At 65.3% G+C, this 26400-nt stretch carries 28 protein-coding genes; 13 read left to right on the plus strand and 15 right to left on the minus strand.

Annotated elements, in window-relative coordinates; all coding sequences use genetic code 11:
- Positions 1-44 precede the first annotated feature (44 nt).
- Positions 45-1571 (plus strand): family 43 glycosylhydrolase, encoded by a 1527-nt coding sequence (locus ACSQ25_RS11205; protein ID WP_436105765.1) that lies wholly within the window; start codon positions 45-47, stop codon positions 1569-1571.
- Between the two features lie 6 nt (positions 1572-1577).
- On the opposite strand, the gene ACSQ25_RS11210 is transcribed toward ACSQ25_RS11205, so the two are convergent.
- Complete coding sequence (locus ACSQ25_RS11210; protein WP_436105766.1) at positions 1578-2300, minus strand: 3-keto-disaccharide hydrolase; 723 nt, start codon at positions 2298-2300, stop codon at positions 1578-1580.
- A 150-nt stretch (positions 2301-2450) separates the two neighbouring features.
- Here ACSQ25_RS11210 and ACSQ25_RS11215 point away from each other — a divergent pair, with 150 nt between their 5' ends.
- From ACSQ25_RS11215 to ACSQ25_RS11225, 3 genes are all read left to right on the plus strand, one after another.
- Positions 2451-4670: an NADP-dependent malic enzyme gene (locus ACSQ25_RS11215; protein WP_436105767.1), complete on the plus strand. Its 2220-nt coding sequence runs from the start codon at positions 2451-2453 to the stop codon at positions 4668-4670.
- Between the two features lie 12 nt (positions 4671-4682).
- Complete coding sequence (locus ACSQ25_RS11220) at positions 4683-5729, plus strand: oxidoreductase (RefSeq protein WP_436105768.1); 1047 nt, start codon at positions 4683-4685, stop codon at positions 5727-5729.
- Between the two features lie 110 nt (positions 5730-5839).
- Positions 5840-7132 carry a hemolysin family protein gene (locus ACSQ25_RS11225; RefSeq protein WP_436108056.1) on the plus strand — a complete coding sequence of 431 codons (1293 nt, stop codon included), beginning with the start codon at positions 5840-5842 and terminating at the stop codon, positions 7130-7132.
- Here ACSQ25_RS11225 and ACSQ25_RS11230 read toward each other — a convergent pair.
- Positions 7110-7967: an alpha/beta fold hydrolase gene (locus tag ACSQ25_RS11230; protein ID WP_436105769.1), complete on the minus strand. Its 858-nt coding sequence runs from the start codon at positions 7965-7967 to the stop codon at positions 7110-7112. The two genes, ACSQ25_RS11225 and ACSQ25_RS11230, sit on opposite strands and share 23 nt — an antisense overlap.
- 90 nt (positions 7968-8057) lie before the next feature.
- Here ACSQ25_RS11230 and ACSQ25_RS11235 point away from each other — a divergent pair, with 90 nt between their 5' ends.
- Positions 8058-8909: a LysR substrate-binding domain-containing protein gene (locus ACSQ25_RS11235; protein ID WP_436105770.1), complete on the plus strand. Its 852-nt coding sequence runs from the start codon at positions 8058-8060 to the stop codon at positions 8907-8909.
- A gap of 196 nt (positions 8910-9105) precedes the next feature.
- Positions 9106-9288, plus strand: coding sequence for a hypothetical protein (locus tag ACSQ25_RS11240; protein ID WP_436105771.1), 183 nt, complete (start codon positions 9106-9108; stop codon positions 9286-9288).
- A 36-nt stretch (positions 9289-9324) separates the two neighbouring features.
- Here the strand turns inward: ACSQ25_RS11240 and ACSQ25_RS11245 are convergent, their stop codons facing one another.
- Complete coding sequence (locus ACSQ25_RS11245; protein WP_436105772.1) at positions 9325-9699, minus strand: group III truncated hemoglobin; 375 nt, start codon at positions 9697-9699, stop codon at positions 9325-9327.
- A 180-nt stretch (positions 9700-9879) separates the two neighbouring features.
- Here ACSQ25_RS11245 and ACSQ25_RS11250 point away from each other — a divergent pair, with 180 nt between their 5' ends.
- The 3 genes from ACSQ25_RS11250 (at position 9880) to ACSQ25_RS11260 (ending at position 15084) form a co-directional block, all read left to right on the plus strand.
- Positions 9880-10641, plus strand: a complete 762-nt coding sequence (locus tag ACSQ25_RS11250) for a peptidylprolyl isomerase (protein ID WP_436105773.1) — start codon at positions 9880-9882, stop codon at positions 10639-10641.
- 70 nt (positions 10642-10711) lie between these two features.
- The gene (locus ACSQ25_RS11255) at positions 10712-13774 is read left to right on the plus strand and encodes a peptidase domain-containing ABC transporter (protein ID WP_436105774.1); all 3063 of its coding nucleotides are present in this window, start codon (positions 10712-10714) and stop codon (positions 13772-13774) included.
- Positions 13771-15084 carry a sigma-54 interaction domain-containing protein gene (locus ACSQ25_RS11260; RefSeq protein ID WP_436105775.1) on the plus strand — a complete coding sequence of 438 codons (1314 nt, stop codon included), beginning with the start codon at positions 13771-13773 and terminating at the stop codon, positions 15082-15084. Before ACSQ25_RS11255 ends, ACSQ25_RS11260 begins: the two co-directional genes overlap by 4 nt.
- Positions 15085-15098: 14 nt before the next feature.
- On the opposite strand, the gene ACSQ25_RS11265 is transcribed toward ACSQ25_RS11260, so the two are convergent.
- From ACSQ25_RS11265 to ACSQ25_RS11315, 11 genes are all read right to left on the minus strand, one after another.
- The gene (locus tag ACSQ25_RS11265; RefSeq protein ID WP_436105776.1) at positions 15099-15857 is read right to left on the minus strand and encodes a PP2C family protein-serine/threonine phosphatase; all 759 of its coding nucleotides are present in this window, start codon (positions 15855-15857) and stop codon (positions 15099-15101) included.
- A 17-nt stretch (positions 15858-15874) separates the two neighbouring features.
- Positions 15875-16171: a hypothetical protein gene (locus ACSQ25_RS11270; protein WP_436105777.1), complete on the minus strand. Its 297-nt coding sequence runs from the start codon at positions 16169-16171 to the stop codon at positions 15875-15877.
- A 132-nt stretch (positions 16172-16303) separates the two neighbouring features.
- Positions 16304-16582 (minus strand): hypothetical protein, encoded by a 279-nt coding sequence (locus ACSQ25_RS11275; protein WP_436105778.1) that lies wholly within the window; start codon positions 16580-16582, stop codon positions 16304-16306.
- Between the two features lie 37 nt (positions 16583-16619).
- Positions 16620-16871 (minus strand): hypothetical protein, encoded by a 252-nt coding sequence (locus ACSQ25_RS11280; RefSeq protein WP_436105779.1) that lies wholly within the window; start codon positions 16869-16871, stop codon positions 16620-16622.
- Positions 16872-16932: 61 nt separating this feature from the next.
- Positions 16933-17208 carry a hypothetical protein gene (locus ACSQ25_RS11285; RefSeq protein WP_436105780.1) on the minus strand — a complete coding sequence of 92 codons (276 nt, stop codon included), beginning with the start codon at positions 17206-17208 and terminating at the stop codon, positions 16933-16935.
- 40 nt (positions 17209-17248) lie between these two features.
- Positions 17249-17527, minus strand: coding sequence for a hypothetical protein (locus ACSQ25_RS11290; protein ID WP_436105781.1), 279 nt, complete (start codon positions 17525-17527; stop codon positions 17249-17251).
- A 563-nt stretch (positions 17528-18090) separates the two neighbouring features.
- Positions 18091-18291 carry a hypothetical protein gene (locus ACSQ25_RS11295; RefSeq protein ID WP_436105782.1) on the minus strand — a complete coding sequence of 67 codons (201 nt, stop codon included), beginning with the start codon at positions 18289-18291 and terminating at the stop codon, positions 18091-18093.
- A gap of 286 nt (positions 18292-18577) precedes the next feature.
- Positions 18578-18793, minus strand: coding sequence for a hypothetical protein (locus ACSQ25_RS11300; RefSeq protein ID WP_436105783.1), 216 nt, complete (start codon positions 18791-18793; stop codon positions 18578-18580).
- 73 nt (positions 18794-18866) lie between these two features.
- Entirely contained in the window at positions 18867-19118 is a 252-nt protein-coding gene (locus ACSQ25_RS11305) for a hypothetical protein (RefSeq protein WP_436105784.1), read from the minus strand.
- Positions 19119-19168: 50 nt separating this feature from the next.
- Positions 19169-19444: a hypothetical protein gene (locus tag ACSQ25_RS11310; RefSeq protein ID WP_436105785.1), complete on the minus strand. Its 276-nt coding sequence runs from the start codon at positions 19442-19444 to the stop codon at positions 19169-19171.
- Between the two features lie 40 nt (positions 19445-19484).
- Positions 19485-19763, minus strand: a complete 279-nt coding sequence (locus ACSQ25_RS11315; RefSeq protein ID WP_436105786.1) for a hypothetical protein — start codon at positions 19761-19763, stop codon at positions 19485-19487.
- Positions 19764-20106: 343 nt separating this feature from the next.
- Here ACSQ25_RS11315 and ACSQ25_RS11320 point away from each other — a divergent pair, with 343 nt between their 5' ends.
- On the plus strand, positions 20107-22215 hold the full coding sequence (locus ACSQ25_RS11320; protein WP_436105787.1) for a protein kinase domain-containing protein: 2109 nt from the start codon (positions 20107-20109) through the stop codon (positions 22213-22215).
- A gap of 15 nt (positions 22216-22230) precedes the next feature.
- Here the strand turns inward: ACSQ25_RS11320 and ACSQ25_RS11325 are convergent, their stop codons facing one another.
- Entirely contained in the window at positions 22231-23325 is a 1095-nt protein-coding gene (locus ACSQ25_RS11325; RefSeq protein WP_436105788.1) for a formylglycine-generating enzyme family protein, read from the minus strand.
- A 114-nt stretch (positions 23326-23439) separates the two neighbouring features.
- Between ACSQ25_RS11325 and ACSQ25_RS11330 the strand changes: the two genes are divergently transcribed.
- Genes ACSQ25_RS11330 through ACSQ25_RS11340 form a run of 3 tightly spaced genes read left to right on the plus strand, consistent with a single transcriptional unit; the run spans position 23440 to position 26382 of the window.
- Positions 23440-23949, plus strand: coding sequence for a DUF4399 domain-containing protein (locus ACSQ25_RS11330; protein WP_436108057.1), 510 nt, complete (start codon positions 23440-23442; stop codon positions 23947-23949).
- A 32-nt stretch (positions 23950-23981) separates the two neighbouring features.
- Entirely contained in the window at positions 23982-24401 is a 420-nt protein-coding gene (locus ACSQ25_RS11335) for a DUF4399 domain-containing protein (protein ID WP_436105789.1), read from the plus strand.
- A gap of 25 nt (positions 24402-24426) precedes the next feature.
- Positions 24427-26382 carry an HD domain-containing phosphohydrolase gene (locus tag ACSQ25_RS11340; RefSeq protein ID WP_436105790.1) on the plus strand — a complete coding sequence of 652 codons (1956 nt, stop codon included), beginning with the start codon at positions 24427-24429 and terminating at the stop codon, positions 26380-26382.
- Positions 26383-26400 lie beyond the last annotated feature (18 nt).

The following is a 26400-nucleotide window of genomic DNA, read 5'->3' on the forward strand; positions in this document are numbered from 1 at the left end:
GTGGCGGGCCATCGCATAATGGCGATTTCTACGGCGCCCCATCTATGAGCTCGGATCCGAAGTTTGCCGCTATCCTGCGGCGTGCATGTGTTGCGATTCTCCTGGCAATCGGCGTCGTCCACGCAGTGCCCGCCGCCGAACTGACCATCCGCAATGGCGTATTCTGGAAAGACACTTCCGGCACGCCGATCTATTCACAGGGCGGCGGCATGCTGAAGGTCGGCGCCAAATACTACTGGTACGGCGTGAAGTACGCCGAGGCGGTCAGCTATGCCAGGGCCCCAGGGGTCTTCACCGATAAGCCGCACTTCGAGTCGGTCACCGCCTACTCGTCGACCGACTTGGTGAACTGGACCTTCGAAGGCGACGTGCTCACGCCGCAGGGCCTGGGCGAGCACTTCGATCCGGATGCCTGGCTCGGCCGGATGGGCGTGGCGTACAACCAATCGACCCGAAAGTACGTGCTGGTCACCCAGTACAGCAGCAAAGCCACGGGCGGTGGCATCCTGTTCGCCACGGCAGACAGTCCCGCGGGACCCTTCATCTTCAGCCGCCTGCAGACGCGCATCGACAAGCTCGCTTCGCCGACCTCGGGAGACCAGACGGTGTTCATCGACGACGATGGACAGGCCTATCTCATCTTCAGCAACAACGGCGACCGGCGGCAGTTGTACGTGGCGCCTTTGCGGAAGGCAGACTTTCTCCATGTCGAGGCAGCCACCAATGTCCATAGCGCACCGGGCGGCGGCAGGGAAGGCAATGCCATGTTCAAGTACAAGGGCTTGTACTACTTCTGCTCGTCGGATCTGCACGGCTGGAACGCCTCGCGCAGCTATTGCATGACCGCCCCCGGCATCACCGGGCCCTACAGCCCCGAGAAACTGATCCGCGGGACGGAGGCCGACTTTTCGCACGTCTCCCAGAACGGCTTCTTCATTCCGGTGCAAGGCAGTGCCGGCACCACGATCCTGTACGCCGGTGACCGCTGGAGCAATTTCGCCGGCAATGGCCATGGCTACAACATCTGGGTTCCCCTGTCCTTCGATGGCGACGCGCCCGTGTTCAATTCGCTGAGCGAGTTTCGCCTGGATGCCGTTCGCGGCACCTGGACTGTCGGCAAGGGCAACAACTACCTGCTCAACCCGGGTTTCGAGGCGGATCGGGTGCGCCAGACCAGTGTCGCCGGCTGGGTCAGCAGCTGGACCAGCCTCAAAGGCGACGCGCCGATCATGAACACCCTGGATGGCCGCAGCGGCAGATGGGCGCTCTCGCTGCGGCATCCGGGCCAGACGATGGGCAGTGCCGTCCAGCACGTCGCCCTGCCGAATGGCGTCTACACGCTGCACGCATGGGTGAAGAGCAGCGGCGGACAAGGCGTGGCCCGGCTGTATGCGGCCGGGCATGGCGGCGCCGAGCTGTCACGGGCCTTGCACGCGCCGATGGCGCAATGGACCGAGATAAGGCTGCCGCGCATACAGGTGAGTACCGGCAGTGTGCAGATCGGCGTGTATTCGGAAGGGGTGGAGGGCAACTGGCTCAGCCTGGACGACTTTAGCCTGGTGCGGGAATGAGCATGCTCAGAGCGGCCGTATCCAAATGTTGCGGAAGCTGACGGGATCGCCGTGGTCCTGCAGTTTGATCGGCGCGGGGCCGTGCCTGCGGTAAGTCGGTTTGCCCGCATACACGGTCTCGCCATGCAGGGCGACATGGTTCTGTACCACGATGCCGTTGTGCAGCGCGGTCACATACGCGGGTGAGGCCAGGGCGCCGTCATCGGAAAAGCGCGGCGCGGTCCAGATGACGTCGTAGGTCTGCCATTGGCCGGCCGGGGCGCAGGCGTTCACCAGCGGGATGTGCTGCTTGTAGATGCTCGCCGCCTGCCCGTTGGCATAGGTCTTGTTGTCGGCGCAGTCGAGGATCTGGATTTCGTAGCCGCTGCCATTGCCTGTGGAAGCGAGGAACAGGCCGCTGTTGCCCCTGGCCTGGCCGCTTCCGGCCAGTGATGCCGGTGCGCGCCACTCGAGGTGGATCTGGTAATCCCTGAACGATCGCCTGGTCTGGATGTCGCCGCTGCCGCCGCGCACGGTCAGCATCCCGTCCGCCACGAACCACCCGGCGGGCTTGCCGGGCGAGGCGGCCGAGACCCATTCGCGCAAGTCCTTCCCGTCGAACAGCACCAGGGCATCGGAAGGCGCGCCGGCCGCGGAACCGGGAGCGACGCGCGCGGGCTCCGGTGTCCACACTTCGGTTGCGGCCGGATCCGGCTGCTGCCGGTCCTGGGCCGCCGCTGGAAGCAGCATCGACAAACTCAGCATCGCCACACCTGTTCTTGCATGCATCGCCAGCCCTCCGGATAAAGAGCGGGAAGCATAGCATGCTGACCTCGGCTATGATAACCAGAGAACGCCGGGGGCTTCGGCTGCAGTATCACTACTATATAAGGGAGCAACATGAGCACTGAGACCAGGAACAGCGACACCGACGACAGCCAATTGCGCGCGGATGCGCTCGAATACCACCGCAGCCCGGTGCGCGGCAAGATCGAGGTGGTCGCGACCAAGCCCTTGTCCAACCAGCGCGACCTGTCGCTGGCCTACTCGCCGGGCGTTGCCTATGCCTGCGAAGAAATCGCCGCCGACCCCGGCAAGGCGGCCGAGTACACTTCGCGCGGCAACCTGGTGGCCGTGATCAGCAACGGCACCGCGGTGCTCGGCCTGGGCAATATCGGTCCGCTGGCCTCGAAGCCGGTCATGGAAGGCAAGGGCTGCCTGTTCAAGAAATTCGCCGGCGTCGACGTGTTCGACCTGGAGCTGGCGGAAAACGATCCGGACAAGCTGGTCGACGCCATCGCCATGCTCGAGCCCACCGTCGGCGGCATCAACCTCGAAGACATCAAGGCGCCCGAATGCTTCTACATCGAGAAGAAGCTGCGCGAGCGCATGAACATCCCGGTCTTCCATGACGACCAGCACGGCACCGCGATCATTTCCAGTGCGGCCCTGCTGAACGCCCTGAAGGTGGTCGGCAAGGACATCGGCAGCGTCAAGCTGGCCGCTTCCGGCGCCGGCGCGGCGGCGATCGCCTGCCTCGACATGATGGTGAGCCTGGGCGTGCGCCAGGAGAACGTCTTCGTGGCCGACTCGAAGGGCGTGATCTGGCAGGGCCGCGAGGTCAACATGGAAGCCAACAAGGCGCGCTACGCCCAAGCCACCGATGCGCGCAGCCTGGCGGACATCGTGCAGGACGCCGACGTCTTCCTCGGCTGCTCGACCGCCGGCGTGCTGAGTGCCGAGATGGTCAAGACCATGGCCGCGCGCCCGGTGATCCTGGCCCTGGCCAACCCGGAGCCGGAAATCCGCCCGGAAGTCGCGAAAGCCGCGCGGCCGGACTGCATCATCGCCACCGGCCGTTCGGACTATCCGAACCAGGTGAACAACGTGCTGTGCTTCCCCTACATCTTCCGCGGCGCCCTCGATTGCGGCGCGACCCGCATCACCGAGGAGATGAAGCTGGCCTGCGTGGGTGCGATCGCGCGCCTGGCCGAAGCCGAGGCCAACGACACCGTGGCTGAAGCCTATGCTGGCCAGGACCTCACGTTCGGTCCCGAGTACATCATCCCCAAACCCTTCGACCCGCGCCTGATGGCCGCCATCGCGCCGGCCGTCGCCGCCGCCGCCGCGGCCTCCGGCGTGGCCGCGCGCCCGATCGCCGACATGGATGCCTACCGCGAGCGGCTCGGTGAAATGATCTACCACACCGGTTTCTTCATGAAGCCCGTCTTCGCCAAGGCCAAGGCCAATCAGCGCCGCGTCGCCTATGCCGAAGGCAGCGACCAGCGCGTCTTGCGGGCGGTGCAGACCGTGGTCGACGAGGGCCTGGCCAAGCCGGTGCTGCTCGGCAGCGCGGCGGCGGTCGAGCAGGCCGTGAAGCAGTCCGGCCTGCGCCTGACGCGCGGCGTCGACTATGAGCTGGCCGAACCGGACGGCAGTGGCGACAGCACCCTGCAGGGTACCCGCCTGCTGCAGTCCGGCGCGGTCGACGCCCTGATCTGCGGCATGCAGGGCAGCTACGACAGCCACCTGGTGCACGTGCGCGACGTGATCGGCAGCGCGCCGGGCGCCGGGGTGCTGGCGGCGATGAATGCCCTGGTGCTGGACAAGATGACCCTGTTCATCACCGACACCTACGTCAACGACAATCCCTCGGCCGAAGAGCTGGCCGCCATCACGCGCCTGGCCGCGACCGAGCTGCGCCACTTCGGACTGGAACCACGCGCCGCGCTGCTGTCGCACTCGATCTTCGGGTCGTCCGAGCGGCCGTCGGCGCGCAAGATGCGCGAGGCGCGCGACCTGCTGGCACAATCGGCGCCGGAACTGGCCCTGATCGGCGAGGTGCACGGCGACGCCGCGCTGTCCGAGGACATCCGGCGCCTCTATCAGCCGGCCGGCGAGGGGGCCGGCGGCTTCACTGGCAGCGCCAACCTGCTGGTGATGCCTTCGCTCGATGCCGCCAACATCCTGTTCAACGTGCTGAAGGTCACGGCCGGGAAGGGCGTCACCGTCGGCCCGATCCTGCTGGGTGCCGCCAAGCCGGTGCACATCCTCAGCCCGAGCGCGACGGTGCGGCGCATCGTCAACATGACGGCGCTGGCGGTGGCCGGCGTACGCTGAGAGGAGCGTCCAATGTCGGAACGAACGATCAATGTCGGCCTGGTCGGATTCGGCTACGCGTCGGCCACCTTCCACGCGCCCCTGATCCGGGCGACGCCCGGCCTGCGCCTTGCCGCGGTCGCGAGCAGTGCGCCTGACAAGGTGCGCCAGGCCGTGCCGGAAGCGCGGGTGGCCGCGAGCCCTTCCGCCATGTTCCAGGAGGCGGATATCGAGCTGGTGGTGATCGCCACGCCCAACCAGACCCATTTTCCGCTGGCCCGGGAAGCGCTCGAATGCGGCCGGCACGTGGTGCTGGACAAGCCCTTCGTGCTGGACACGGCCGAAGCGCGCCAGCTGCTCGAGCTGGCAGAGCGCCGCTCCCTGCTCCTGTCGGTGTTCCACAACCGCCGCTGGGATGGCGATTTCATCACCGTCAAGCAGCTGCTTGGCGACGGCGCCCTCGGCCGGATCACGCACTTCGAATCGCATTTCGACCGCTACCGGCCGGCGGTGCAGGACCGGTGGCGGGAGTCGAGCCAGGCCGGGGCAGGGCTTTGGTATGACCTCGGCCCGCACCTGGTCGACCAGATGCTGGAGCTGTTCGGCCGTCCCGAATCGGTCTGGCTCGACGTGGAAAGCCAGCGCGACGGTGCGCAGGCCGACGACTGGTTCCACGCGGTGTTCCGCTACGGCCGCATGCGCGCGGTGCTGCACGCGAGTGCGCTCACGGCGCGGCCGGCGCCACGCTTCACGGTGCACGGCACCCAGGGCAGCTACGTCAAGGAAGGCCTGGACCGGCAGGAGGCCGTGCTGAAGACGGGAGATGTGCTTGCGCCCGGATGGGCAGCCGATCCCCAGGACGGGCTGCTCACGCTGGACAGCGCGGCCGGAACGGTCGAGCGCCCCCATGCGACCTGTCCCGGCGCGTACGCGGAATACTACGCCCGGATGCGCGACGCGATCCTGCACGGCGCGCCGCTGCCCGTCTCTCCGCGTGCCGCGACCGAGGTGGTCGAACTGATGGAAGCCGGGCTCGAAAGCATGCGGCAAAGGAAGGAAGTCGTGTTCAGCCGATCCTGAGCTGCCTGCTGTGTTGCTACAAATAATTGCAAAACATATACTGGTGGCCGTGGCGTTTCGCCGCTAACCCATTCAGGTATCCCGTGAGCTTGTTTCAACATATTGTCTTGATGATCTGCCTGGTGCTTGCCGCCGGTTTCCTGTCGCTCACGGAGATCGCCTTCGCCGGCGCCCGCAAGATCAAGCTCAAGCTGCTGGCGGAAGCCGGTGACGAGCGCGCCCTGAAGGTCATGGCGCTGCAGATGCAGTCTGCGGAGTTCTTCGCCGCTTCGCAGATCGGCCTGAACGCGATCGCCATCCTCGGCGGCATCCTGGGCGAGGGCGCCCTGCGGCCCTTCTTCATCGCCTGGATCTCGACCGTCTACGACGGTCCGGCGCTCGAGAACATTGGCTTCGTCCTGTCCTTCGTGTTCGTGACCTGCCTGTTCATCCTGTTCGCCGACCTGATGCCGAAGCGCCTGGCCATGATCGCACCCGAGCGCATCGCCGTCGCGGTGATCGGCCCGGTACAGATCTTCATTCGGGTATGCAAGCCCTTCTCGTGGGCGCTCAACCTCATCGCGAACCTGATCTTCCGCATCTTCAAGATCGACATGACGCGCGAAGACGCCATCACCTTCGACGAGATTTCCGCCGCGTTGGAAGCCGGCGCCCAGGCCGGCGTGCTGCAGAAGCAGGAACAGCATTTCATCGAGAACGTGTTCGAACTGGAGTCGCGCTCGGTCGCATCGGCCATGAGCAATCGCGACAACGTCGTGTACTTCACCCTGAGCGAGACCGAGGAGAGCATCCGCCAGAAGATCGCCACGCATTCGAAATTCCCGGTCTGCGACGGCACCATCGACCGGGTGATCGGCTACGTGGATACGCGCGACATCCTGGTGCGGCTCCTGAACAAGCAGTCGCTGTTCCAGCTGAACGAATCGAGCATCCGCACCGTCCTGATCATCCCGGATACCTTGACCCTGGCGGAGCTGCTCGACAAGTTCCGCGCCACCAAGGAGACCTTCGCGGTGGTGATCAACGAGTATGCCCTGGTCATGGGCGTGATCACCCTGAGCGACATCATGTTGACCGTCATGGGCAGCTGGGGCAGTCCGCTCGACCAGGACGAACAGATCATGCAGCGCGAGGATGGCTCATGGCTGATCGACGGCAGCACGCCGGTCGGCGACGTGAAGCGCACCGTCGGGCTCGAGAGCCTGCCGGAAGAAGAAAACTACGAGACCGCGGCCGGCTTCATGATGTACATGCTGCGCAAGGTGCCCAAGCGGACCGACAGCGTCGAATACCAGGGCGTCAAGTTCGAAGTCCTGGACGTCGATCACTACCGGATCGACCAGCTGCTGGTGAAGCATGTGGTGCCGGCAGAGGCCGGGCCTAGTCAGAAGCTCGACCGATGAATCCGCGCAGCAGCCGGTTGAAGGCCGCCGCGTGCGTGACGTTCATCCCGTGCGAGGCGCCTGCGATCGCGCGCTTGTCCACGTGCGGGATCCATCCCGCCAGCTTTTCCACGTTGTCGCGGTACATGCGCGGGCTTTTTTCTCCCGCGATCAGCAGGGTTCGGCATGCCAGGCCGCTGGCGGTGGCGCGGGTGTAGGCCGGCAAGGGATCGCGGAACTGCTTGGGCAGGGTCGCCGCATTATCAGTTGCCATCGTGCGGAAACTGACCGGACTCTTGCGCCAGATGCCGGGCATGCTGACCGAGTCGACGAACATTTCCAGGCCGGCCTCGATCGCCCCATCATCGATCAGCGCGGCCACCTTGCCGCGCAGGGCCTCGGTCGCCGGCGGCAAGGCTGGCGCAGGAAGGCCATCGACAGGCGCGGGGCCGGCGGGATCGGCCAGGGTCAGGGTCTTCACCAGCGCCGGGTAGGCCTGCGCCAGCTGGAATGCGACGCAGGCACCACGCGAGTGCCCGACCAGATGCACCGGCCCGAGCTGCATGGCGGCGATGAAGGCGGCCAGCTCCGCGACGTGGCTCTCCCAGCTGAACCTGCCGTATCCCGCCGCATCGCCCGGCCAGTAGTGACTGAGGCTGACCGACACGCAGTGGAAGTGCCGGGACAGGACGTCAAGCTGGCTGTTCCAGTAGCGGTAGTCGCACAGCGAGCCGTGCACGAACAGCAGCGGCTCGCCGGAACCGGTGGCGACGTAGGGAATGCGCGCGCCGGACGGAATGCCGGCGAAGCACAGTTCGGGCGCTGCGAAGATGCGTGGGTCGGTTGCTGCGTTCATGATGGGCCTCCTTTTCCAATACTATGCACGATGGCGATAATTAAGAAAATCGCATAATATTGAAGGCATCTATCAAATTATCTGATACCTTTGAAAACACTCGACCTGGACGTTTTGGGCATGATCGTGGCGGTCGCCGACACCGGCAACATCAGCCGCGCGGCCGAAGTGGTGCATCGTTCGCAGTCGGCGGTGAGCATGCAGATCAAGACCCTCGAGACGGCGCTCGGCAAGCCCCTGTTCGTGCGCCGCTCGCGCAGCGTGACCCCGACCCAGGACGGCGAGGTGCTGCTGAGCTACGCGCGGCGCATGCTGGCGCTGCGCGATGAAGCCTGGGCCGCCGTGGTGCGGCCCGACGTGACCGGCCGCGTGGTCCTGGGCGTCCCCGACGATTACGCGTCCTCCTTGCTGCCGCCGATCCTCAAGAAGTTCTCCGCCAGCTATCCGAAGGTGGAGATCCAGGTGGTCGGGCTGCCGAGCGTGGCGCTGGCGCCCCTGGTCAAGGATGGCTCGGTCGACCTGGTCTGCGCGACGCGCGTAAAAGGCCTGTCGGGCGAGTTCGTCCGCTTCGAGCCGATGGTGTGGGCCGCTTCGCCGGGCGCGCACGAGATCTGGCGCGAGCGCCCGCTGCCGATCGCCGTTTTCCTGCCCGGCAGCGTGGCGCGCGAGAATGCGATCCGCAGCCTCGAACGCGCCGGCATTCCCTACCGGACTTCGTACGAAAGCCCGAGTTTGATGGGGCTGCTCAGCATGGTCGAGGCGGGCCTGGCGATCGCGCCGCTGGCGCGCTGCGCGGTGCCGGCCCATTTGAACTCGCTGGGACAGGCGCAGGGCTTGCCGGAAGTCGATGCGCTCGAGGTCATCCTTGCGCGCAGCAGCAAGTCGCGGCGTCCGCCCTGCGACTTCATGGCCGAACAGATCATGTCGGAGTTGCGGAGATAATGATCCTTGTGTAGTTTGTCGCCACCCAACTAAACCCATGTCCTGTTGGTTTCAATACGACACCTGAGACGACAGGCATCCATGCCGGCGCATCCACAAGCAGCGTCCCGCACCTGGCACGTTCCATGCAAGTGAAAGAGCGAGCGCAGACAAGAAGCTCATTCCCTATCCCTTCATTTGCACAAGGAGCAGCATCATGAACACCTTAGTCATCAAAGACCTGGCCGCCAAGCAGGAATTGGCGCATGAGGACTTGGAACAGGTTCAAGGCGGCCGGGCCATCGCGGTCCTGGTCGACGGCAGGCCCGGCGGCGTCATCGACGATTTTCAGCTGAACATGGCCATCTTCAAGGGCGATATCGGCGTCAAGGTCGTGTAGCCGGGAAGCCCGCTTCGGCGGGCCCGTTCGTACTTGTCAGCCCACTTCGACGCGCCCGAAATATCCATATTGCAGGCTGGCGGCGATCCGTTTGGCCACCACCAGGAATTCCTCGGCGACCTCGGGCTGGAACAGGCGCCGCGCGTGGGTCTCGAACAGGCCCAGCCAGCGCTGGAAGTGCTCGACCCCGATGCCTTGCAGCTGCATATGCTTGCCGAAGACATTGCCTTTGAATTCGCTGCTGGACAGCATCACCGAACACCAGAAGTCGACCATGCGTTCCAGATGCGGCGCCCAGTCGGCGCCGATGGCGCCTTCGAACACCGGCCCCAGTACGCTGTCGCGGCGGATATCGGTATAGAAATCATTGACGAGGGTGGCGATCGAGGCGCGGTTCGGTTCGGAATACATGGTGTGCGGGCTGGGACGGTCAGAAGCGTATTGTGGCAGAAGCAGGTGTGTGGAACAAATCCTCAGCCCGGGAGTCCCAAGTATGGACAGAGGCGGCGTTGCATTCTGCCGCTCCGTCTGCTACAACACATACTGGTAGTGGGATCGACCGCAGCGGATCGGATGAACCGAGGAGAAGCCATGGCTGGGATTGTGCGCATCGACGATGAGGTCATCGACACCGACTACTTCATCAGGACATTGAAGCTCACCGGGCAGTTCGAGGGACTTGTCGAGCAACTGGTGCGCGAGAAGCTGACCGTGCTGGCCGCCCAAAAGCTGGGGCTTCCCGTAGCGCCTGAAGAAATCCAGGAGCGTGCCGACCAGTTCCGCCGCATCCAGGGATTGCACCGGGCGGCCGACATGAACCATTATCTCGATTCGCTCGGGGTCAGCCTGGACGAGTTCGAAGAATTCATCACCGACGGCCTGTACCACGAGAAAATGATGGCCCAGGTCTGCAGCGACAAGGCGGTCGAACAGTATTTCAAGTTGCATTCCCCCCGCTTCGACAGCGTCGAGATCAGCCATATCGTGCTCGATTCGGAAGGCAAGGCCAAGGAGATGATGTCGGCCCTGAGCGACGATCCCGACAGTTTCGCCGAGATGGTGAGCGAACATTCGGTCGGCGAGGCGCGCGAGAACGGCGGGCGGATCGGCAAGGTGCTGCGCGGTTCCCTCAAGCCCGACCTCGAGGCGCGCGTCTTCAACGCCGCCGCCGGTGAGCTGCTGGGGCCGTTTCCATCGCCCGACAAGACCCTGTTCGAAATCTACGCGGTCAATGCCAGGCATCCGGCCACGCTCGACGACGAGACTGCGGTCGAGGTGCGCCGCCTGTTGCGCGAGGAATGGCTGGCGGCGCGGGCCCAGGAACACATCATCGAAGCCAGTCCCGCGCACTGAGGCGGCAGCAACTTCTGCGCTTTAGCCTGATTGCAACGCAAGCTGACCGGCACGCCTGGCAGGCACCGACATGGACATACCAGCGCAACAAGAGCACGCTTCCGCCGATTTCCTGGCGTCGGTCGACATCCTCTCCGGCTTCACGGCCGCAGAGCTGGAACAGCTGGCCGGAGCCATCGAGAAGCGTTCGTACGCCTTCGGCGACACCATCTGCAGCGCCGGCGAAGCGGCCGACGGCCTGTATGTCGTCAAGTCCGGATCGGTGCGGGTGTTCAGCGAGGAGCACGGCAAGGAAGTCAGCCTGGGCGTGCGCAAGGCGGGCGAAGTGTTCGCCGAGGTCGCCATGCTGCGCAACCACCGCCACGAGCTGTCGGCGCGCGCCGCACTGAAGACGGAACTGTGGTTCATCCCGCGCGGCGCGATCGAACCGGTGGTCGCGCGCAACCCCGTAGCGCTCGAATCCATCAACAATTACGTGGCGATCAGTTCGGCCGGCGGCTTCGTCGTGCGCCTGTTCGATCTGCGCGGCAAGGTCAGCAAGCCGGAACTGGACGAGTTCGTGCGCAGCGTCGGCGTCAAGCGCATCGGCGCCGGCAAGGAGATCCTCAGGCAGGAGGCGCGCGACGACCGCCGGCTGTACGTGGTCCGCCAGGGACAGGTGCGCGTCGTCTACCACGATGGCGACGACGAGTTCGTGCTGGCCACCCTGGGGCCGGGCGAGATCTTCGGCGAGAAGGCTTGCCTGATGCGCCAGGAGCAGCCGGCCTCGGTATCGGCGGTGGACGACGCGACCCTGCTCGTGATCCCCGAAAAATCCGCCCACTTCATCCTTGAACGCAATGCCAGGTTCCGCGAAGTGATCGAAGACCGTGTGCGCTTCTTCGAACGCGAACTGCAGCGCCAGAAACGCCTGAGCGAACGGCGCAAGCGTCCGGTGGTCCTCGACCTCGCGTCAACGCCGAAATCCGGCGAGAAGATCATCAAGCGCTTCGCCTGGGTCGAGCAGGCCGAGGAGATGGACTGCGGCGCGGCCTGCCTGGCGATGCTGTGCCGTCATTACGGCATTAACATGACGTTGGGGAAATTGCGAGAACTGGCGAACGTCACTACCCAAGGGGCGACCCTGGACAGCCTGGCGCGCGCCGGCGAATCCCTCGGCTTCGGGGCGCGCGGGGTGCAATGCACCTATGACGCCTTGCTCGGCTTCGAGCTGCCCTTCATTGTGCACTGGGAGGGTTACCACTACGTGGTGGTGTACGGGGTGTCGCCCAGCCATGTGTGGATGGCCGACCCGGCCGTGGGTTTCCGCAAGCTGAGCGTCGAGGAGTTCGAGCGCGGCTGGAGCGGCACCTGCCTGGTGTTCACGCCCGGCCAGCAGCTGGTGCAGCAGGAAGCGGCGCGCTCGCCCTGGCTGCGTTTCATCGGCTACCTGCAGCCCTACAGGAAGATCCTGCTGCAGCTGTTCCTGGCCACCTTCGTCATCCAGATGCTTGGCATCGTGCCGCCGATGATCATCCAGAACATCCTCGATGGCGTGCTGGTGCACAACAATATCGGGCTGCTGCACCTGCTGATCATGGGCCTGGTCATTTCCACCGTGTTCAGCCAGGTCATGACCACGGTGCGCGCCTACCTGTCCAACTACATGGTGCGCAACCTCGATTTCTCGATGATGGCGCAGTTCTTCAAGCATACGATGTCGCTGCCGTACTCGTTTTTCGCCAAGCGCAAGACCGGCGACATCCTCGCGCGCTTCGCCGAAAACCAGACCATCCGCGCCTTCCTCACCGAGTCCACGGTGACGACCCTGCTGAACCTGCTGATGGTGTTCATCTATTTCACCATCCTGTTTCTCTACAACGTCAAGCTGACCCTGCTCCTGATCGGCTTCGTGATCCCAATCATCGTGCTCACCGTGCTGGTCACGCCGAAGATCAAGGACTATGCGCGCGAAGTGTTCGCCGCCTCGACCGACGCCCAGTCCTTCCTGATGGAAGCGCTGGGCGGCATCGAGACCATCAAGGGGATGGGCAGCGAGCGCCCGGTGCGCCTGAAATGGGAAAAGAAGTACGTCAAGGCGCTGGAGATGCAATACCGCTCGCAATCCTTCAACATCTTGGTCGGGCTGGCAAGCCAGGTGCTCAACTCGGCCACCACCATCGTGATCCTGTGGGCCGGCGCCACCCTGGTGCTGAACCGCGAGTTGAGCATCGGTCAGCTGATGGCCTTCAATGCCCTGATGGGCAGCGTGCTGGGACCGCTGATGGGCCTGGTCGGCCTGTGGAGCCGGATGGCCGACGCCACCGTCGCGATGGAACGCCTGGGCGACGTGCTCGACATCGAGCCCGAGCAGAAGCCCGCCGATTTGCCCTCGCGCGTGGTGCTGCCCGACCTGCAGGGCGAGCTCAAGCTCGAACGCATGTATTTCCGCTACGGCGGCGAGGACACGCCCTGGGTGCTGGAAGACATCAGCATCGACATCAAGCCCGGCGAGCTGGTGGCGATCGTCGGGCGCAGCGGCTCGGGCAAGACCACGCTGGCGAAACTGCTGGTAGGCTTCTATCCGCCCAGCGAGGGCAAGATCATCGTCGACGGCTACGAAATGGGCGCGATCGACAAGGATTACTACCGGGCCCAGGTAGGCTATGTTATGCAGAGCAACCTGCTGTTTTCCGGCACCATCGCCGAGAACATCGCCAGCGGCGACGAGAGCCCGGACCGGCGCCGCATCGAGGAAGTGGCCAAGATGGCGGACGCCCATGCCTTCATCAGCAAGATGCCGCTGGGCTATGAGCAGGTGGTGGGCGAGCGCGGGGTCGGCTTGTCGGGCGGCCAGGTGCAGCGTCTGTGCATCGCGCGCGCCATCTACCACGATCCGCGCCTGCTGGTCTTCGACGAAGCGACCTCGGCGCTCGACACCCAGTCCGAGAGCAATATCATGGCCAATATGGAAGTCATCCTGAAGGGGCGCACGGCGGTCATCATCGCGCACAGGCTCAGCACCATCATGCGGGCCGACAAGATCGTCGTGCTATACGAAGGCAAGATCGTCGAGCAGGGCCGGCACGAAGAGCTGCTGGCGCGGCGCGGCATGTACTTCGAGCTGGTGCAGAAGCAGCTGGGGTCGACATGAAACTGTACAACCCGGGTGGCGCGCGCGGTTCGGCGATGTCCTACGCGGCCCTGCTGGAAAAGATCGAGATCATGCGCTCGACGCTGCGCTGGGCGACCCGGATCGAGCGGCCTGATGTCGAGAAGCTGTTACGCCAGGCGAACACGCTGCGGGACGAAGTCATGCAGCTGTCGCACAAGGAGCGCTTCGTCCAGGCCATCGGCACCGAGCCCGAGCGCCGCACCGCCGCCGAGCCGGCGCCCGAACCCTCGACCGGCGAGCGCCGCCAGGCCTTGCTTGCGCGCAGTTTCGTGTTCGAAGGCACCTTCGGCGACAATCCCAAGCTGCTCGACGCGCTCGAGATCGCCGAGAAGGCGGCGCCCACCGACCTGCCGGTGCTGGTCGACGGCGAGAGCGGCACCGGCAAGGAACTGATGGCCAAGGTCATCCACGCCAACGGCTCGCGCGCCGACAAGCCGTATATCTCGGTCAACTGCGGCGCGATTCCCGAGAACCTGCTCGAATCGGAACTCTTCGGCCACAAGCGCGGCGCCTTCACCGGCGCGGCCACCGACCGCAAGGGCAAGTTTGAAAGCGCGCACAAGGGCACCATCTTCCTCGACGAGATCGGCGAGTTGCCCTTGCCGGGGCAGGTCAAGCTGCTGCGCGTGCTGCAGTCGCACGAGATCCAGCGCGTCGGCTCGGACGAAACCATCATCGTCGATGCGCGCATCGTCGCCGCCACCAACAAGAACCTGCGCCGGCTCATCGAGCAGGGAACTTTTCGCGAAGACCTGTTCTACCGGCTCAGCGTGATCCACGTGACCCTGCCGCCGCTGCGCGAACGCAAGGACGAGATCCCGCTCCTGATCGCGTATTACGGCGACGAAGCGGCGGAGGCGCTCAAGCGGCGGCCGGTGGCATTGAGCCCGCGCCTGCGCGAATTCCTGTTGCGCTACGCCTACCCGGGCAATATCCGCGAATTGCGCAACCTGATGTACCGCATCGCCTGCCTGGCCGGCGAAACGGCCGACCTGGCGCACCTGCCCGAGGACATCCGTCCCGTCGCGCCCGGCGGCATGGCGACCGCGGGCACGCCCGGGCCGGGCGCGGCGGCAGTGCCCGGAGCGCCATCCGCCGCGCTCTCATTGGCGGAGGCAAAGCGCACTGCCAGCGACGAGGCGGAGCGCAGCTGCCTGGAACGCGGACTGCAGGAAGTCGGGGGCACGGTCGCCGAGCTGGCGCGGCGCTGGGACATGAACCGCTCGCACCTGCAGATACTGCTCAAGAAGCACGGCCTGCATTCGAAGGACTTCCGCAAGCACCACTGAGCGCCCCTGGCGCGTCACAGCGTGGGGTTGAGCACCGTCTTGTCGCCCGCCAGGTCGTCGACCCGCACCACGATCACGGTGATGTTGTCGCGTCCGCCATTGGCCAGCGCCAGCGCGATGAGCTCGTCTGCCGCCCGGCCGCAATCGCCGCAGGCGAGCGCCGCCGCGATCGCCTGTTCGCCGACCGGGGTGCTGAGGCCGTCGCTGCACAGCAGAAACAGGTCGCCGTCGTGCGCCGCCAGTTCCTCCACGTCGAAGGCGATGGTGTCGGTCGCGCCGACCGCGCGCGTGATCATGTTGGGGCTGGCCGCGGCGCTTGCCATGTCGACGCCGCTGGCCCTGAGCGCTTCGAGCTGGCTGTGGTCGCGCGTGAGCTGTTGCAGCCGGCCCTGGCGGTACAGGTAGATCCGGCTGTCGCCGGCCCACAGGCAGGCGACCTCGACGCCGCAGGCAATCAAGGCGACGAGCGTGGTGCCGATCACCGGGACGCAACGCGTGCGCGCTTCGGCCCGCAGCGCCAGGTTCACCCCGTTCAGCCGTTCGCGCGCGGCCTCGATCCAGCCGGCCATGCTGGCGCAAGGCGGCAGGCCGGCAAGCGCATCGACGACGGCGGCGCTGGCGAAATCGCCGTAGGCATGGCCGCCCATGCCGTCCGCCACCGCCCACAGGCCGCGCTCGGGCTGCGCGAGATACGCATCCTCGTTGCGGCTGCGCACCAGGCCGACATCCGTTCGCGCGGCGCATGTCCAGTGCAACTCACTCTCAAGGCCCATTGGATCGTCCTGGTTGGTTAGCCCTTCTGGAGTGGGAGCGGCGCATTGTTGACGCTGCTTTCATCCACCGTCACGTTCAGCGTGGCGTTGGCGCCGGAATTGTTCACCGAGACCGTCTGGAACTGGTTGATCATCTGGTCGGCGAAATTATTGATCTGGTAGAAGTTAATGACCGGGAGCTGGTTCGGGGATCCGCCGACGAAGGGCCGGATCCAGCCGAACACCCAGGGCGCGCCGGCACCGCGGATGGCCGACATCGCCTTGCGGTCCAGCGCCGTGCTCGCTGGCAGGTCGTTGATGCTGATACTGGCCATGATGCGTCTCCGTACAAAAAAGGGGAGGACTACACTGGGAGAACCGGACCCGGTATTCCCAGTGTAGGACAAATGCGCCAAGGTGGCACCGGCTTGGACGAATCGGCAGCGATATTTCGACGAACCACGCGTTCAGCGCCGGACGATCTTGTTGTTGCCGTCCTGCGACACGCTGCTGGAGACGCTGGTGCAGTCGACGAAGGCCGAGCCGTTGGCGGTGGCGCTCAGGACTTCCTGCATCTGCCCCAGGTTCTGCGTGGCGTTGATCGAGGAGTCAGTGGACCCGGCGAAGCTCACGTCGCCCAGCGTATAGGAAGGCGACGCCAGTTTCCAGCCGCCGCGCAGCGCGGCCATGGTCGGGCGGTCGAGTTGTTCGCTGCGGGCGAGGTCGGTGATGGTCAAGGTTTTCATGGCGGTTCTCCTGAAAGTAAGGTTTTGGGGACGGCGCTTAGAAGGCTGCGCGGTTGTTGGCCCACAGCGCGGCGGCCACGTCGACATCCGGGGCCCTGAAACCGGCGCCGATTACGCCATTGTTGTTGAGGACATTGACGCCGATCTGCTGGAACTGGGCGATCTGCTGGTTGACGTTGACATTGACGTTGACGTCCTTGCCGAAGGCGTGGCCGCCCCGCACGGCCAACATGGCCTGGTTGTCGAGCGCGGCGCTGCGGGCGAGGTCCTGGATGACGATGGATGACATGATGTTTCTCCTGATGCTAGGGGCGACGCGCGGCGGACCCGTCCGCCGCGCAAGGCAGTCTTCAGCCGATGATCTTGTTCTGGCCGTCCTGCGAGACATGGCTGTTCACGTGCACGCCGCCAACGAAGGCCGAGCCGTTGGCCGTCGCGGTCACGACGCTCTGCTGCTGGAGCAGGTTCTGGACCGCGTTGATCGACGAATCGCTGCTCGGGGCGTAGCTCACGTCGCCGACGTAGTAGGACGGCGAGTACATGCTCCAGCCGCCGCGGACTTCCGCCATGGCGCTGCGGTCGAGTTGTTCGGTACGGGCCAGGTCGGTGATGGTCAGGGTTTTCATGGTAGTGATCCTTTAGATGAGTGAATGGTGTCTGGATGAATCAGTTGCGGACGATCTTGTTTTCGCCGTGCTGCGAGACATTGCTCGAGACATGCACGCCTTCCACGAAAGCCGAGCCGTTGGCGGTAGCGGTGAGCACCTCCTGCATCTGGCCCAGGTTCTGGGTCGCATTGATCGACGAGTCGAAAGTCGGGGCATAGCTGACGTCGCCCAGCGAGTAGTGCGGGGACGCGAACTTGAAGCCGCCGCGGACTGCAGCCATGGCGCTGGAGTCCAGTTGTTCGGTGCGGGCCAGGTCGGTGATGGTCAAGGTTTTCATGGAGATTCTCCTGAAGGTGTAGGTTGGTTTGGTGTGAGGCAGTTTGGTTTGCGCTCGATAGACATGTAGCAGGAGCCGTGCCAGGTCTTCGAGAATCATGCTGTGGCTGGCTAACACATTGATTCTTATGGGGGTTTTGGTTTGGCTCGCGGAATCCGTAGCCCGATTGCCAATGCGCCGCGCTTGGGTGGATGGCGGTGAATAACCAACACATTTCAGAACCTGTTCGGCGCCATGCAACAGGTAGTCCAGTCAGGCCGAATCAGCCCGCTCGCGACGATCCGAGCGGGTGCCGCGGGCAGGCATGCAGCCCTGAAAGAACAGGAGAGCTTGCGCAATGCAGCCGCCACAACGCAAGCGCGGTCAGGCAGCCTGGTGCTGTAGAAAGCGAAGTTGCGGGGGAGATAAGGAGACAGACTGGCGCCATGCTGGTCGCCGTTGCGCTTGAGGTCTGGGGCCGGAAGGAATTCGGAGGAAGAGAGAGGAGGTGATGCGCTTGCGTGGATTAGTCCTGGACAGGCTATGCGGACGGCCGCGCCTTGGGCGCGCCCGTCCGCTTGCATTCACCCATGACGCGGCAGTCGGGGTGCGCGCACGATGACGACGGCCGCGGTGCTTCCCGTCGCAATATTGCGTTCCAACAGCGCCCCCGTCGCTGCCGGCCTCGCCTGTGCCTGCGGCACGCTGTCGAGTGCGAACTTGCCGGCGCCGAGCACGGCGAGGGTGACGACGAAGATGGCTTCCATGTGCTTATGAGCGTTCATGATGTTTCTCCTTGAATGGCTGGTTTCGAAAAGGTCGCGGGACGTTTGTTTGCCCACGCTCTCCATACAGCACGAGGCGTGCCAGCGCGAAGACAAGGGGCGCTGCCCGGGGAAATGAGGGATCCGGGCGCGATCGGGCGCAAAGCGTCGGGACGGAGGCAACAGCTTGTGGGGATGGTGGCGGTTCCGGCCCAACACCCTCGCAATACAGCATGGACGATGGACCCAATGGACGAAAAAAAAGCCGTTCAGTTTTCACTGAACGGCCTGGCACGCAGCGCGCTTCTCAGCGCGATGGCGGCCTGGCGGCTTGCCTGGCCGCCGTCCCTGCGGCGGCGCCGGGCGCGAGGTCGAACAGGTGCAGCCGCCGCGTGCCCGTACGGGGAACAGCGAGACGGCCCACGCCGCCGCTGCGCTGGCGCGATCCGCCGGCGATGGCGAACATCGCCTGGCGATCGAGCTCGGTACTTTCCGGTAAATCCTTGATGACGATGGTAGCCATGGTCTCTCCTTGAAATGTTTACGGACTCCATCCCATTTCTGGGATGGAGGGGTGGAACTGCGGGCCGGTCTGCTCAGAGCGCCACCTTGTTCTCCGCCCAGAGTGCGGCGGCCACATCGATGTCCGGTCCAACGAAGCCGGCGCCGATCACGCCGTTGTTGTTGAGGACGTTGATGCCGATCTGCTGGAATTGCCCGATCTGCTGGTTCACGTTGACATTGACGTTGACGTCCTTGCCGAAGGCGAAGCCGCCGTGGACTGCCGACATTGCCTGGCGGTCCAGTTGTTCGGTGCAGGCCAGGTCCTTGATGGTCAGGGTAGACATATGCGTGGTCCTAAATAGTTTAGTCAGTTTGGCAGGGCATGCAAACACGATCAACCGATGATCTTGTTCTGGCCGTCCTGCGAGACATGGCTGTTCACATGCACGCCGCCGACGAAGGCCGAGCCGTTGGCCGTCGCGGTCACGACACTCTGCTGCTGGAGCAGGTTCTGGGCCGCGTTGATCGACGAATCGCTGCTCGGGGCGTAGCTCACGTCGCCGACGTAGTAGGACGGCGAGTACATGCTCCAGCCGCCGCGGACTTCCGCCATGGCGCTGCGGTCGAGTTGTTCGGTACGGGCCAGGTCGGTGATGGTCAGGGTTTTCATGGTAGTGATCCTTTAGATGAGTGAATGGTGTCTGGATGAATCAGTTGCGGACGATCTTGTTTTCGCCGTGCTGCGAGACATTGCTCGAGACATGCACGCCTTCCACGAAAGCCGAGCCGTTGGCGGTCGCGGTGAGCACCTCCTGCATCTGGCCCAGGTTCTGGCTCGCATTGATCGACGAGTCGAAAGTGGGGGCATAGCTGACGTCGCCCAGCGAGTAGTGCGGGGACGCGAACTTGAAGCCGCCGCGGACTGCAGCCATGGCGCTGGAGTCCAGTTGTTCGGTGCGGGCCAGGTCGGTGATGGTCAAGGTTTTCATGGTGATTCTCCTGAAGGTGTAGGTTGGTTTGGTGTGAGGCAGTTTGGTTTGCGCTCGATAGACATGTAGCAGGAGCCGTGCCAGGTCCCGCGGGCACGCCGGTTTGGAGGTATAAGTCATTGAATTGAAAGGACTTGGCAGCTCGCGGCGGCGCTCTCGCCGGCGCACGCGGCGCACTGGCGGGTAGCTGGATGAACGGACTTCCCCAACAGGTGTCGAAGACCTGTTGGTCCTGGGCGGACACAGTGTTCAGGATGACCAGATTTTGTAGGCGCAAAGGCTTGAGAATCCGCCGCTTCATGCTAGTCTCAAGTATGGCGCCCTTGATTTAAACAACCCCATCATGGAAAGTTTCGCGCACGCGATCCATCAGTTGCAAAGCGGCGCCTTGCGGCATCCCGCGTTCTTTGCACAGCTCGACCAAGTGCTCGAGAGCGCGCCCGAGAGCGCCGGCCGGCTGCTCGAGCTGCTGAGCGAAGAGCATGCGCGCAAGCCCTTGCCGGGCGAGGTCTACCGGGAAGTGCAGCAACGCATCGGGCGCCTGATCGCGGAGCGCCAGCGCCTGGGCGGAGACGACACCTTCGTCCAGACCAGGCCCGGTGCGCACGCCGCGGCCTCGGCGCCGCCGGCTTCGGTGCCGCCACCGCCGGGACCTCCCCTTGATGACGAGTCCTTCGGCGCCGACGCGGAGCGCATGAAAGGCGTCGGCGAAACCCTGAACGGCCGCTTCGTGCTGGAAGAATGCATCGGCTTCGGCGGCATGGGCACTGTCTACAAGGCGCTCGACCTGCGCAAGCTCGAGGCATCCGACCGCAAGCCCTATATCGCCATCAAGGTGCTGAACGTCCAGTTCCGCGGCCATCCGAAATCCCTGATCGCCCTGCAGCGCGAAGCCAGGAAGGCGCAGGCGCTGGCGCATCCGAATATCGTCGCGGTCTACGATTTCGACCGCGACGGACCGATGGTGTATCTCACCATGGAATACCTGCAGGGCAAACCCCTGAGCCAGGTGCTGCGCGCACCGGGATTCGCCGGCTTGTCCTATGCGGATGTGCTGCCGATCGTGACCGGCATGGCCAATGCGCTGTCCTACGCGCACGGACGCGGTTTCGTCCATTGCGACTTCAAGCCCGGCAATGTGTTCCTGACCGACGCGGGCGTCGTCAAGGTGATCGATTTCGGGATCGCGCGCGTGTTCCAGAAGACCGAGGAAGATGTCGACGTCACTGTGTTCGACCCGGGCAGTCTCGGCGCCCTGACGCCGGCCTATGCCAGTCCCGAGATGCTGGAGCGGCGCGAACCCGATCCGCGCGACGACATCTATGCGCTGGCCTGCATCACCTACGAGTTGCTGACCGGGCACCATCCGTTCAACCGCATGTCGTCGGCCCAGGCGCGCGGCGCCGGCATGAAGCCGCAGCGCCCGCCCACGCTGGGACGCGCACAATGGCAGGCGCTCAAGTGCGGGCTGGCGCTGGAGCGCGAAGCGCGCACGCCCACGGTGGCGCGCTTCCTCGCCGAGTTCGGCGCGAGCGGCCTGGGCGCGCGCTACGGCCTCGTGGCGGCCTCGGCAGCTGGTGCCCTCGCGGTCGGCGCGCTGGCGGTGGCCGGCTGGTGGTACCTGGGACGGGAGCCCGTTGTTGCCGGGACCGGCGCGCCGGATGCTGCCATGGAAACCACTGCACAGGCGCCAAGCACTCCAGCCGCAAGCGTGACTGAGCCGGCGCCCGCGCCTCCCGCGCCCATGGCGCCACCGACGGCAGCCGCCATGGCAGTTGCGATGGCGCCGATTCCCTGTTCGGCGCTGGTCGCCGGCGTACAGGGCGGGACGGTGGAGGTGCGCGGTTTCGTGTCGAAGGCGGAAGGCACGGCCGGTGTCGAGAAAACCCTGATGGCGATCCCGGGCGTGTCGACGGTGAAGCTCGACGTGCGCCAGGTCGATCCCGCCAACTGCCGGGTGATGTCGGCCCTGGCGCCGTACTGGGTCGCGCACCGCCAGTCGGGCGGCGGCGCCGCGCTGCGCCTTGCGGGCGCGGGCGCTGCCGCCGCCGCTGCCGCCAATCCGGTGCTGACCGAAGGCGACTCGCTGATGGTCGACGTGACGACGGCGGCCAGCGAATCCTATGTCAACGTCGATTCGTATTCGCTCGACGGCAACGTGACCCATTTGCTGCCCAACCCGCGCGCACGCGACAACCGGGCGCCGCCGAACTATACGGCGACCATCGGCAGCATGGGCGAATGGGGGATCGGCAAGCCCTTCGGTTCCGAGTTCGTGGTGCTGGTCACCACGCCGGTGCCGCTGTTCGACGCTCCGCGCCCCGTGTCCGAGCCGGCTGCCGTCTATCTCGCCGAGCTGGCGAAACGGCTGGAGCAGATCGATGCCAAGGCCGGTCGCGGCCGGATCGCGGTCGAATTCCTGCCGATCACCACCACGGCGCGCAGGCGCTGAGGACAGCGGCCGGCCTTACCTGAGACTGCGTGCCACCCGGAAGCCGTTCTGCAACTGGCGCACGCTGGCGTCATACTTGAACCGTGTGGACGTGACCATATAGGCGCTGCCTTCACGCCAGGAGCCGCCGCGGATCACCCGGACCCTGCAGTTAGGCCCGTCCCATGCGCGGCCGTCGGCGGGCGCGTCCTTGTAGTTGTTGTGCCAGCAGTCGCTGACCCATTCCCAGACGCTGCCGCTGGTGTCATGCAGTCCGTAGGGGTTGGCGGGATAGCTTCCCACGCTGGCCGGTGCGGCGTCGGACCAGGGCTGGCCGCATTCCTTGCAGTTGGCCTTCCCGGTCTGCATCTGTGCGCCCCACCAATAGGCCGTCGCGGTGCCGCCCCGTGCCGCGAATTCCCATTCCGCTTCGGTGGGCAGGCGGTAGGGCTTGCCGCTGGCCGTGGCCAGCCATTTCACGTACTGCTGCGCGTCGTCCCAGCTGACGTCGCGCACCGGCGCGGTGGCGGTGGTGCCGGCGGGCTGCGCGACCGCCGGGCAGGCGCGCGCCGTCACACAGGCGTTCCATTGTTGCACGGTGACTTCGGTCTTGCCGATCGCAAAGGGTGCGCCGATCGTGACCGGGTGCGCCGGCGTCTCGCTGGGATCGCTGGCATTGTTCCCCATGGTGAACGAGCCTGCTGGCAGCGAGACCAGCAGCGGGCAGGCCGGGCAATCCTTGATCTCGGCGCCGGCTTTCGCCGGGGCTGTCCGGGCCGGCACGGCGGCGGGTGCGGCGGCCGTCGCCGTCGTGGGCGCCGGCCGCGCGGGCGCTTCCTTCACCCTGGGAGGTGCCGCGACCGCGCCTGGGGCTGCGGCGCGCAGGCGGGCGATCCTGGCCTGCGCGAGCGCCGCGAAGCGGCCCTTCGGATAGGCCTTCAGGTAAGCCTCGTAATCGCTGACGTGGGTGCTGTCCTTGATCGATTCCCAGAACGCCAGTTCGAACTGTTCCGCACTGTTGCGCGGAACAACGCCCGCCAGTTGCATGTCGGGCATGCGGGTTTGGGCCTGGGCGCAGCACGCGCCGGCAGAGCTCGCCAGTACGCCAACCATCAAGAGCTTGTGCCACATGAGCGGCTCCTCGTTTATTCAGCGTTTGATAGGAATTGACTTGCGATCTGACCGAGAGTGTGACAGATTTAAGGCCTCGGCACACGCATCCGTACGACCTCGCCAGGAGTGTCCATTATGCGCCATACCACGGTCCTTGCTGTTCTGTTGGTGGCAGTGTTGCAAACTCCTGCGGCAAGCGCCGGTACGGCGCCCCAGACTGCGGCCGAGCCCGCCACGACGCAGGCGCCGAAGCCGCCAACGCCGGTACCATCGACCGCCGCCAACCCCGCCGCCAATCCCACCAACGCACAGGTTTATTTCATCTGGCCGCATGAGGGCGCAGTGATTGCCGGCGGCAAGTTCTGGGTGCGGATGGGGCTGCGCAACATGGGCGTCGCGCCCAAGGGCACCGCGGTCGCCAACACCGGCCACCATCACCTCCTGGTCGATACCGAGTTGCCGTCGATGACCGAGGCGATTCCGAACGACCGCAACCACCTGCATTTCGGGGCGGGCGAAACCGAAGCCCGCATCGAACTCCCGCCCGGCAAGCATACCTTGCAACTGCTGCTGGGGGACCTGGACCACGTGCCGCACAAGCCGCCTGTCGTTTCGAAGAAAATCACCATCACGGTCCGCTGAGTATCCCAACGCTGCGCTGAACGGAGAACACCATGCGCACACAGTTCGCCTCACTCGCCCTGCTGCTTGCGCTAACAAGTGGGGTGGCCGTTCCCACCGAAGCGCCCGCCAATGCCTACTGCTACATCGGCTGGCCCTCGGATGGCGCAGTGGTCGCGGCAGGCAAGCCCTTCCGCGTGTGGTTCGGGCTGCGCAACATGGGCGTGGCGCCGAAGGGCGTGGTGTTCAAGAACACCGGCCACCACCACCTGCTGATCGACACCGGCCTGCCGCCCGCCGGACAGGTGATCCCGTCCGACCGCAACCACCTGCATTTCGGCGCCGGCGAGACCGAGACCATGCTCGAACTGCCGCCCGGGAAACACACGCTGCAGCTCCTCATGGGCGATGACAAGCACGTCCCCCATGTGCCGCCCGTGACCTCGAAGCGGATCACGATCACGGTCAGGTGAGCCGTGCACCCGAGGGACACCCAGCATGGAACCGAACCCGGCATTTTCGCCCGCATTTCCCGCTTCCATCGATCCGGTCCGGGCCTATATCGAGTGGATGGGGGCCGAGTCGGCCAAGCCGGCGGTGTTCCCGCTGCACGACGAAGTGGTGCTGGGGCGCGACCGCCAGGATGCGCTCGCCTCCGATAAATACATTTGCATCCCGGAACAGACGATCAGCCGCCGCCACGCCCGCATCCGGCGCCGCGGCGCCAACTACTTCGTCGAAGACCTCCATTCGCGCAACGGCACCTTCGTGTGCGGCGAGCGACTCGCGCCCGGCGCCTGGCATCTGCTGCGCGACGGTGACGAACTGGCGCTGGCCTCGGCCCAGCTGCTGTTCCATTCGCTGATGCTGCCCGAGCGCGGCAGCACGGCCACCGTGATCAAGCGCTCGGTCGACGCCACATGCTTCGCGCCTGCGGTCGACACCAGCAAGGCCGGTCGCAGCGACCTCGAGAAGACCGTGCACCGCCTGCACGCGATGGCCCAGGTCAGCATCGCCCTGGGCGCGGTCACCGACCAGGCCACGCTGATCGAAAAGATCATGAACTTCATCTTTGACCTGTTTCCGCTGGCCGAGCGCGCCTTCATCATGTTGCGCGGCAGCGAGCAGGACCCGCCGCGCCCGGTCGCCGCGCGGCGCCGCGGCGGGGCGGAGGAAGATCCGTCGCAGGTGCGGATCTCCCACACCATCGTCGACCAGGTGCTGGTGCACAAGCGCGCGGTGTTGTCGGTCGACACCCTGGCCGACCGCAACTATGCCGGGCACGAGTCGATCGTCGCCCAGGCCATCCTCAGCGTCATGTGCGTGCCGCTGATCCTGGGTGACGATGTACTTGGCCTGATCCAGGTGGACACGTCTTCCGACCCCTACGCTTTCCAGGAAGCCGACCTGGAAATCCTCAGCGGCGTCTGCGCCGAGACCGCGGTGGCGCTGAAGAACTTCCAGCTGTATTCCGACATCAAGGGCCTGCTCGACGGCTTCGTGTGCGCCTCGGTGCAGGCGATCGAAGAGCGCGACCCGGTCACGGCGGGGCACTCGTTCCGCGTCGCCGGCTACGCCGAGAACCTCGCCATGGCGCTCGAGCACGCCGACGATGCCGTGCTGCGCCGGGCCGCCTTCACCCCGGCCCAGATGCGCGAGATCCGCTACGCGGCGCTGCTCCACGATTTCGGCAAGGTCGGCGTGCGCGAACACGTGCTGCGCAAGGAGAAGAAGCTGCACCATGCCGACATGCGCCTGCTCGAGCAGCGCTTCCGCTACGCGCGCGCCTGCCTCGAACGGCAGGCCTGGCGCACGCTGACGCAGCAACACCTGGCCGGTGAGCTCGGCATGACGGCCTTCCGCCGCGAATGCGAGCGCGTCGAAGCGCAACTGGAGGAGGAGGGCGCACGGCTCGATGCCTTCCTCGAGACCATCGTGCGCGCCAACGAACCATCGATCTCCACCACCGGCCCGGTGGCCGGGCTCGACGCGATCCGCTGCCACGACTGCCCGGGCACCGATGATCCGGCATTCCGCCTGCTCAGCGAAGACGAGTTCACCGCACTCAACATCGGTAAGGGTTGCCTGACGCCGGACGAGCGGCGCCAGATCGAAGCCCACGTGGCCGATTCCTATTCCTTCCTGATCCTGATTCCCTGGACCCGCGAACTGGCCGGGGTGCCGGCGATCGCCCATGGCCACCACGAGAAGCTGGACGGATCGGGCTATCCGATGGGCCTGCGGGGAGGGCAGATCAGCCTGCAGACCAGGATCCTGACGATCAGCGACATCTACGATGCGCTGACGGCGCGCGACCGTCCCTACAAGCAGGCGGTACCGGTCGAGCACGCGCTCGACCTGATCGCCGAGGAATGTCGCGCGGGCCACCTCGACGCGAGCTTGTTCAATGTATTCGTCGATTCAAAGAGCTGGGAGACGCATGCCCGCGCATGAGGGCGGGCACCGGGGAGG

This window comes from Massilia sp. LjRoot122, from assembly GCF_964252725.1.
Lineage (GTDB): Bacteria > Pseudomonadota > Gammaproteobacteria > Burkholderiales > Burkholderiaceae_D > Telluria.

Bases quoted from the DNA above. Each gene is read 5' to 3' on its own strand.
- ACSQ25_RS11255 (WP_436105774.1), top strand. From the start codon at position 10,712: ATGGACATACCAGCGCAACAAGAGCACGCTTCCGCCGATTTCCTGGCG.
- ACSQ25_RS11310 (WP_436105785.1), bottom strand. From the start codon at position 19,444: ATGAAAACCCTGACCATCACCGACCTGGCCCGTACCGAACAACTCGAC.
- ACSQ25_RS11270 (WP_436105777.1), bottom strand. From the start codon at position 16,171: ATGGCCAGTATCAGCATCAACGACCTGCCAGCGAGCACGGCGCTGGAC.
- ACSQ25_RS11290 (WP_436105781.1), bottom strand. From the start codon at position 17,527: ATGAAAACCTTGACCATCACCGACCTGGCCCGCACCGAACAACTGGAC.
- ACSQ25_RS11320 (WP_436105787.1), top strand. From the start codon at position 20,107: ATGGAAAGTTTCGCGCACGCGATCCATCAGTTGCAAAGCGGCGCCTTG.
- ACSQ25_RS11260 (WP_436105775.1), top strand. From the start codon at position 13,771: ATGAAACTGTACAACCCGGGTGGCGCGCGCGGTTCGGCGATGTCCTAC.
- ACSQ25_RS11295 (WP_436105782.1), bottom strand. From the start codon at position 18,291: ATGAACGCTCATAAGCACATGGAAGCCATCTTCGTCGTCACCCTCGCC.
- ACSQ25_RS11265 (WP_436105776.1), bottom strand. From the start codon at position 15,857: ATGGGCCTTGAGAGTGAGTTGCACTGGACATGCGCCGCGCGAACGGAT.
- ACSQ25_RS11250 (WP_436105773.1), top strand. From the start codon at position 9,880: ATGGCTGGGATTGTGCGCATCGACGATGAGGTCATCGACACCGACTAC.
- ACSQ25_RS11245 (WP_436105772.1), bottom strand. From the start codon at position 9,699: ATGTATTCCGAACCGAACCGCGCCTCGATCGCCACCCTCGTCAATGAT.
- ACSQ25_RS11315 (WP_436105786.1), bottom strand. From the start codon at position 19,763: ATGAAAACCTTGACCATCACCGACCTGGCCCGCACCGAACAACTGGAC.
- ACSQ25_RS11325 (WP_436105788.1), bottom strand. From the start codon at position 23,325: ATGTGGCACAAGCTCTTGATGGTTGGCGTACTGGCGAGCTCTGCCGGC.
- ACSQ25_RS11220 (WP_436105768.1), top strand. From the start codon at position 4,683: ATGTCGGAACGAACGATCAATGTCGGCCTGGTCGGATTCGGCTACGCG.
- ACSQ25_RS11340 (WP_436105790.1), top strand. From the start codon at position 24,427: ATGGAACCGAACCCGGCATTTTCGCCCGCATTTCCCGCTTCCATCGAT.
- ACSQ25_RS11215 (WP_436105767.1), top strand. From the start codon at position 2,451: ATGAGCACTGAGACCAGGAACAGCGACACCGACGACAGCCAATTGCGC.
- ACSQ25_RS11210 (WP_436105766.1), bottom strand. From the start codon at position 2,300: ATGCTGCTTCCAGCGGCGGCCCAGGACCGGCAGCAGCCGGATCCGGCC.
- ACSQ25_RS11205 (WP_436105765.1), top strand. From the start codon at position 45: ATGAGCTCGGATCCGAAGTTTGCCGCTATCCTGCGGCGTGCATGTGTT.
- ACSQ25_RS11280 (WP_436105779.1), bottom strand. From the start codon at position 16,871: ATGTCATCCATCGTCATCCAGGACCTCGCCCGCAGCGCCGCGCTCGAC.
- ACSQ25_RS11240 (WP_436105771.1), top strand. From the start codon at position 9,106: ATGAACACCTTAGTCATCAAAGACCTGGCCGCCAAGCAGGAATTGGCG.
- ACSQ25_RS11275 (WP_436105778.1), bottom strand. From the start codon at position 16,582: ATGAAAACCTTGACCATCACCGACCTCGCCCGCAGCGAACAACTCGAC.
- ACSQ25_RS11305 (WP_436105784.1), bottom strand. From the start codon at position 19,118: ATGTCTACCCTGACCATCAAGGACCTGGCCTGCACCGAACAACTGGAC.
- ACSQ25_RS11300 (WP_436105783.1), bottom strand. From the start codon at position 18,793: ATGGCTACCATCGTCATCAAGGATTTACCGGAAAGTACCGAGCTCGAT.
- ACSQ25_RS11225 (WP_436108056.1), top strand. From the start codon at position 5,840: ATGATCTGCCTGGTGCTTGCCGCCGGTTTCCTGTCGCTCACGGAGATC.
- ACSQ25_RS11230 (WP_436105769.1), bottom strand. From the start codon at position 7,967: ATGAACGCAGCAACCGACCCACGCATCTTCGCAGCGCCCGAACTGTGC.
- ACSQ25_RS11285 (WP_436105780.1), bottom strand. From the start codon at position 17,208: ATGAAAACCCTGACCATCACCGACCTGGCCCGTACCGAACAACTCGAC.
- ACSQ25_RS11335 (WP_436105789.1), top strand. From the start codon at position 23,982: ATGCGCACACAGTTCGCCTCACTCGCCCTGCTGCTTGCGCTAACAAGT.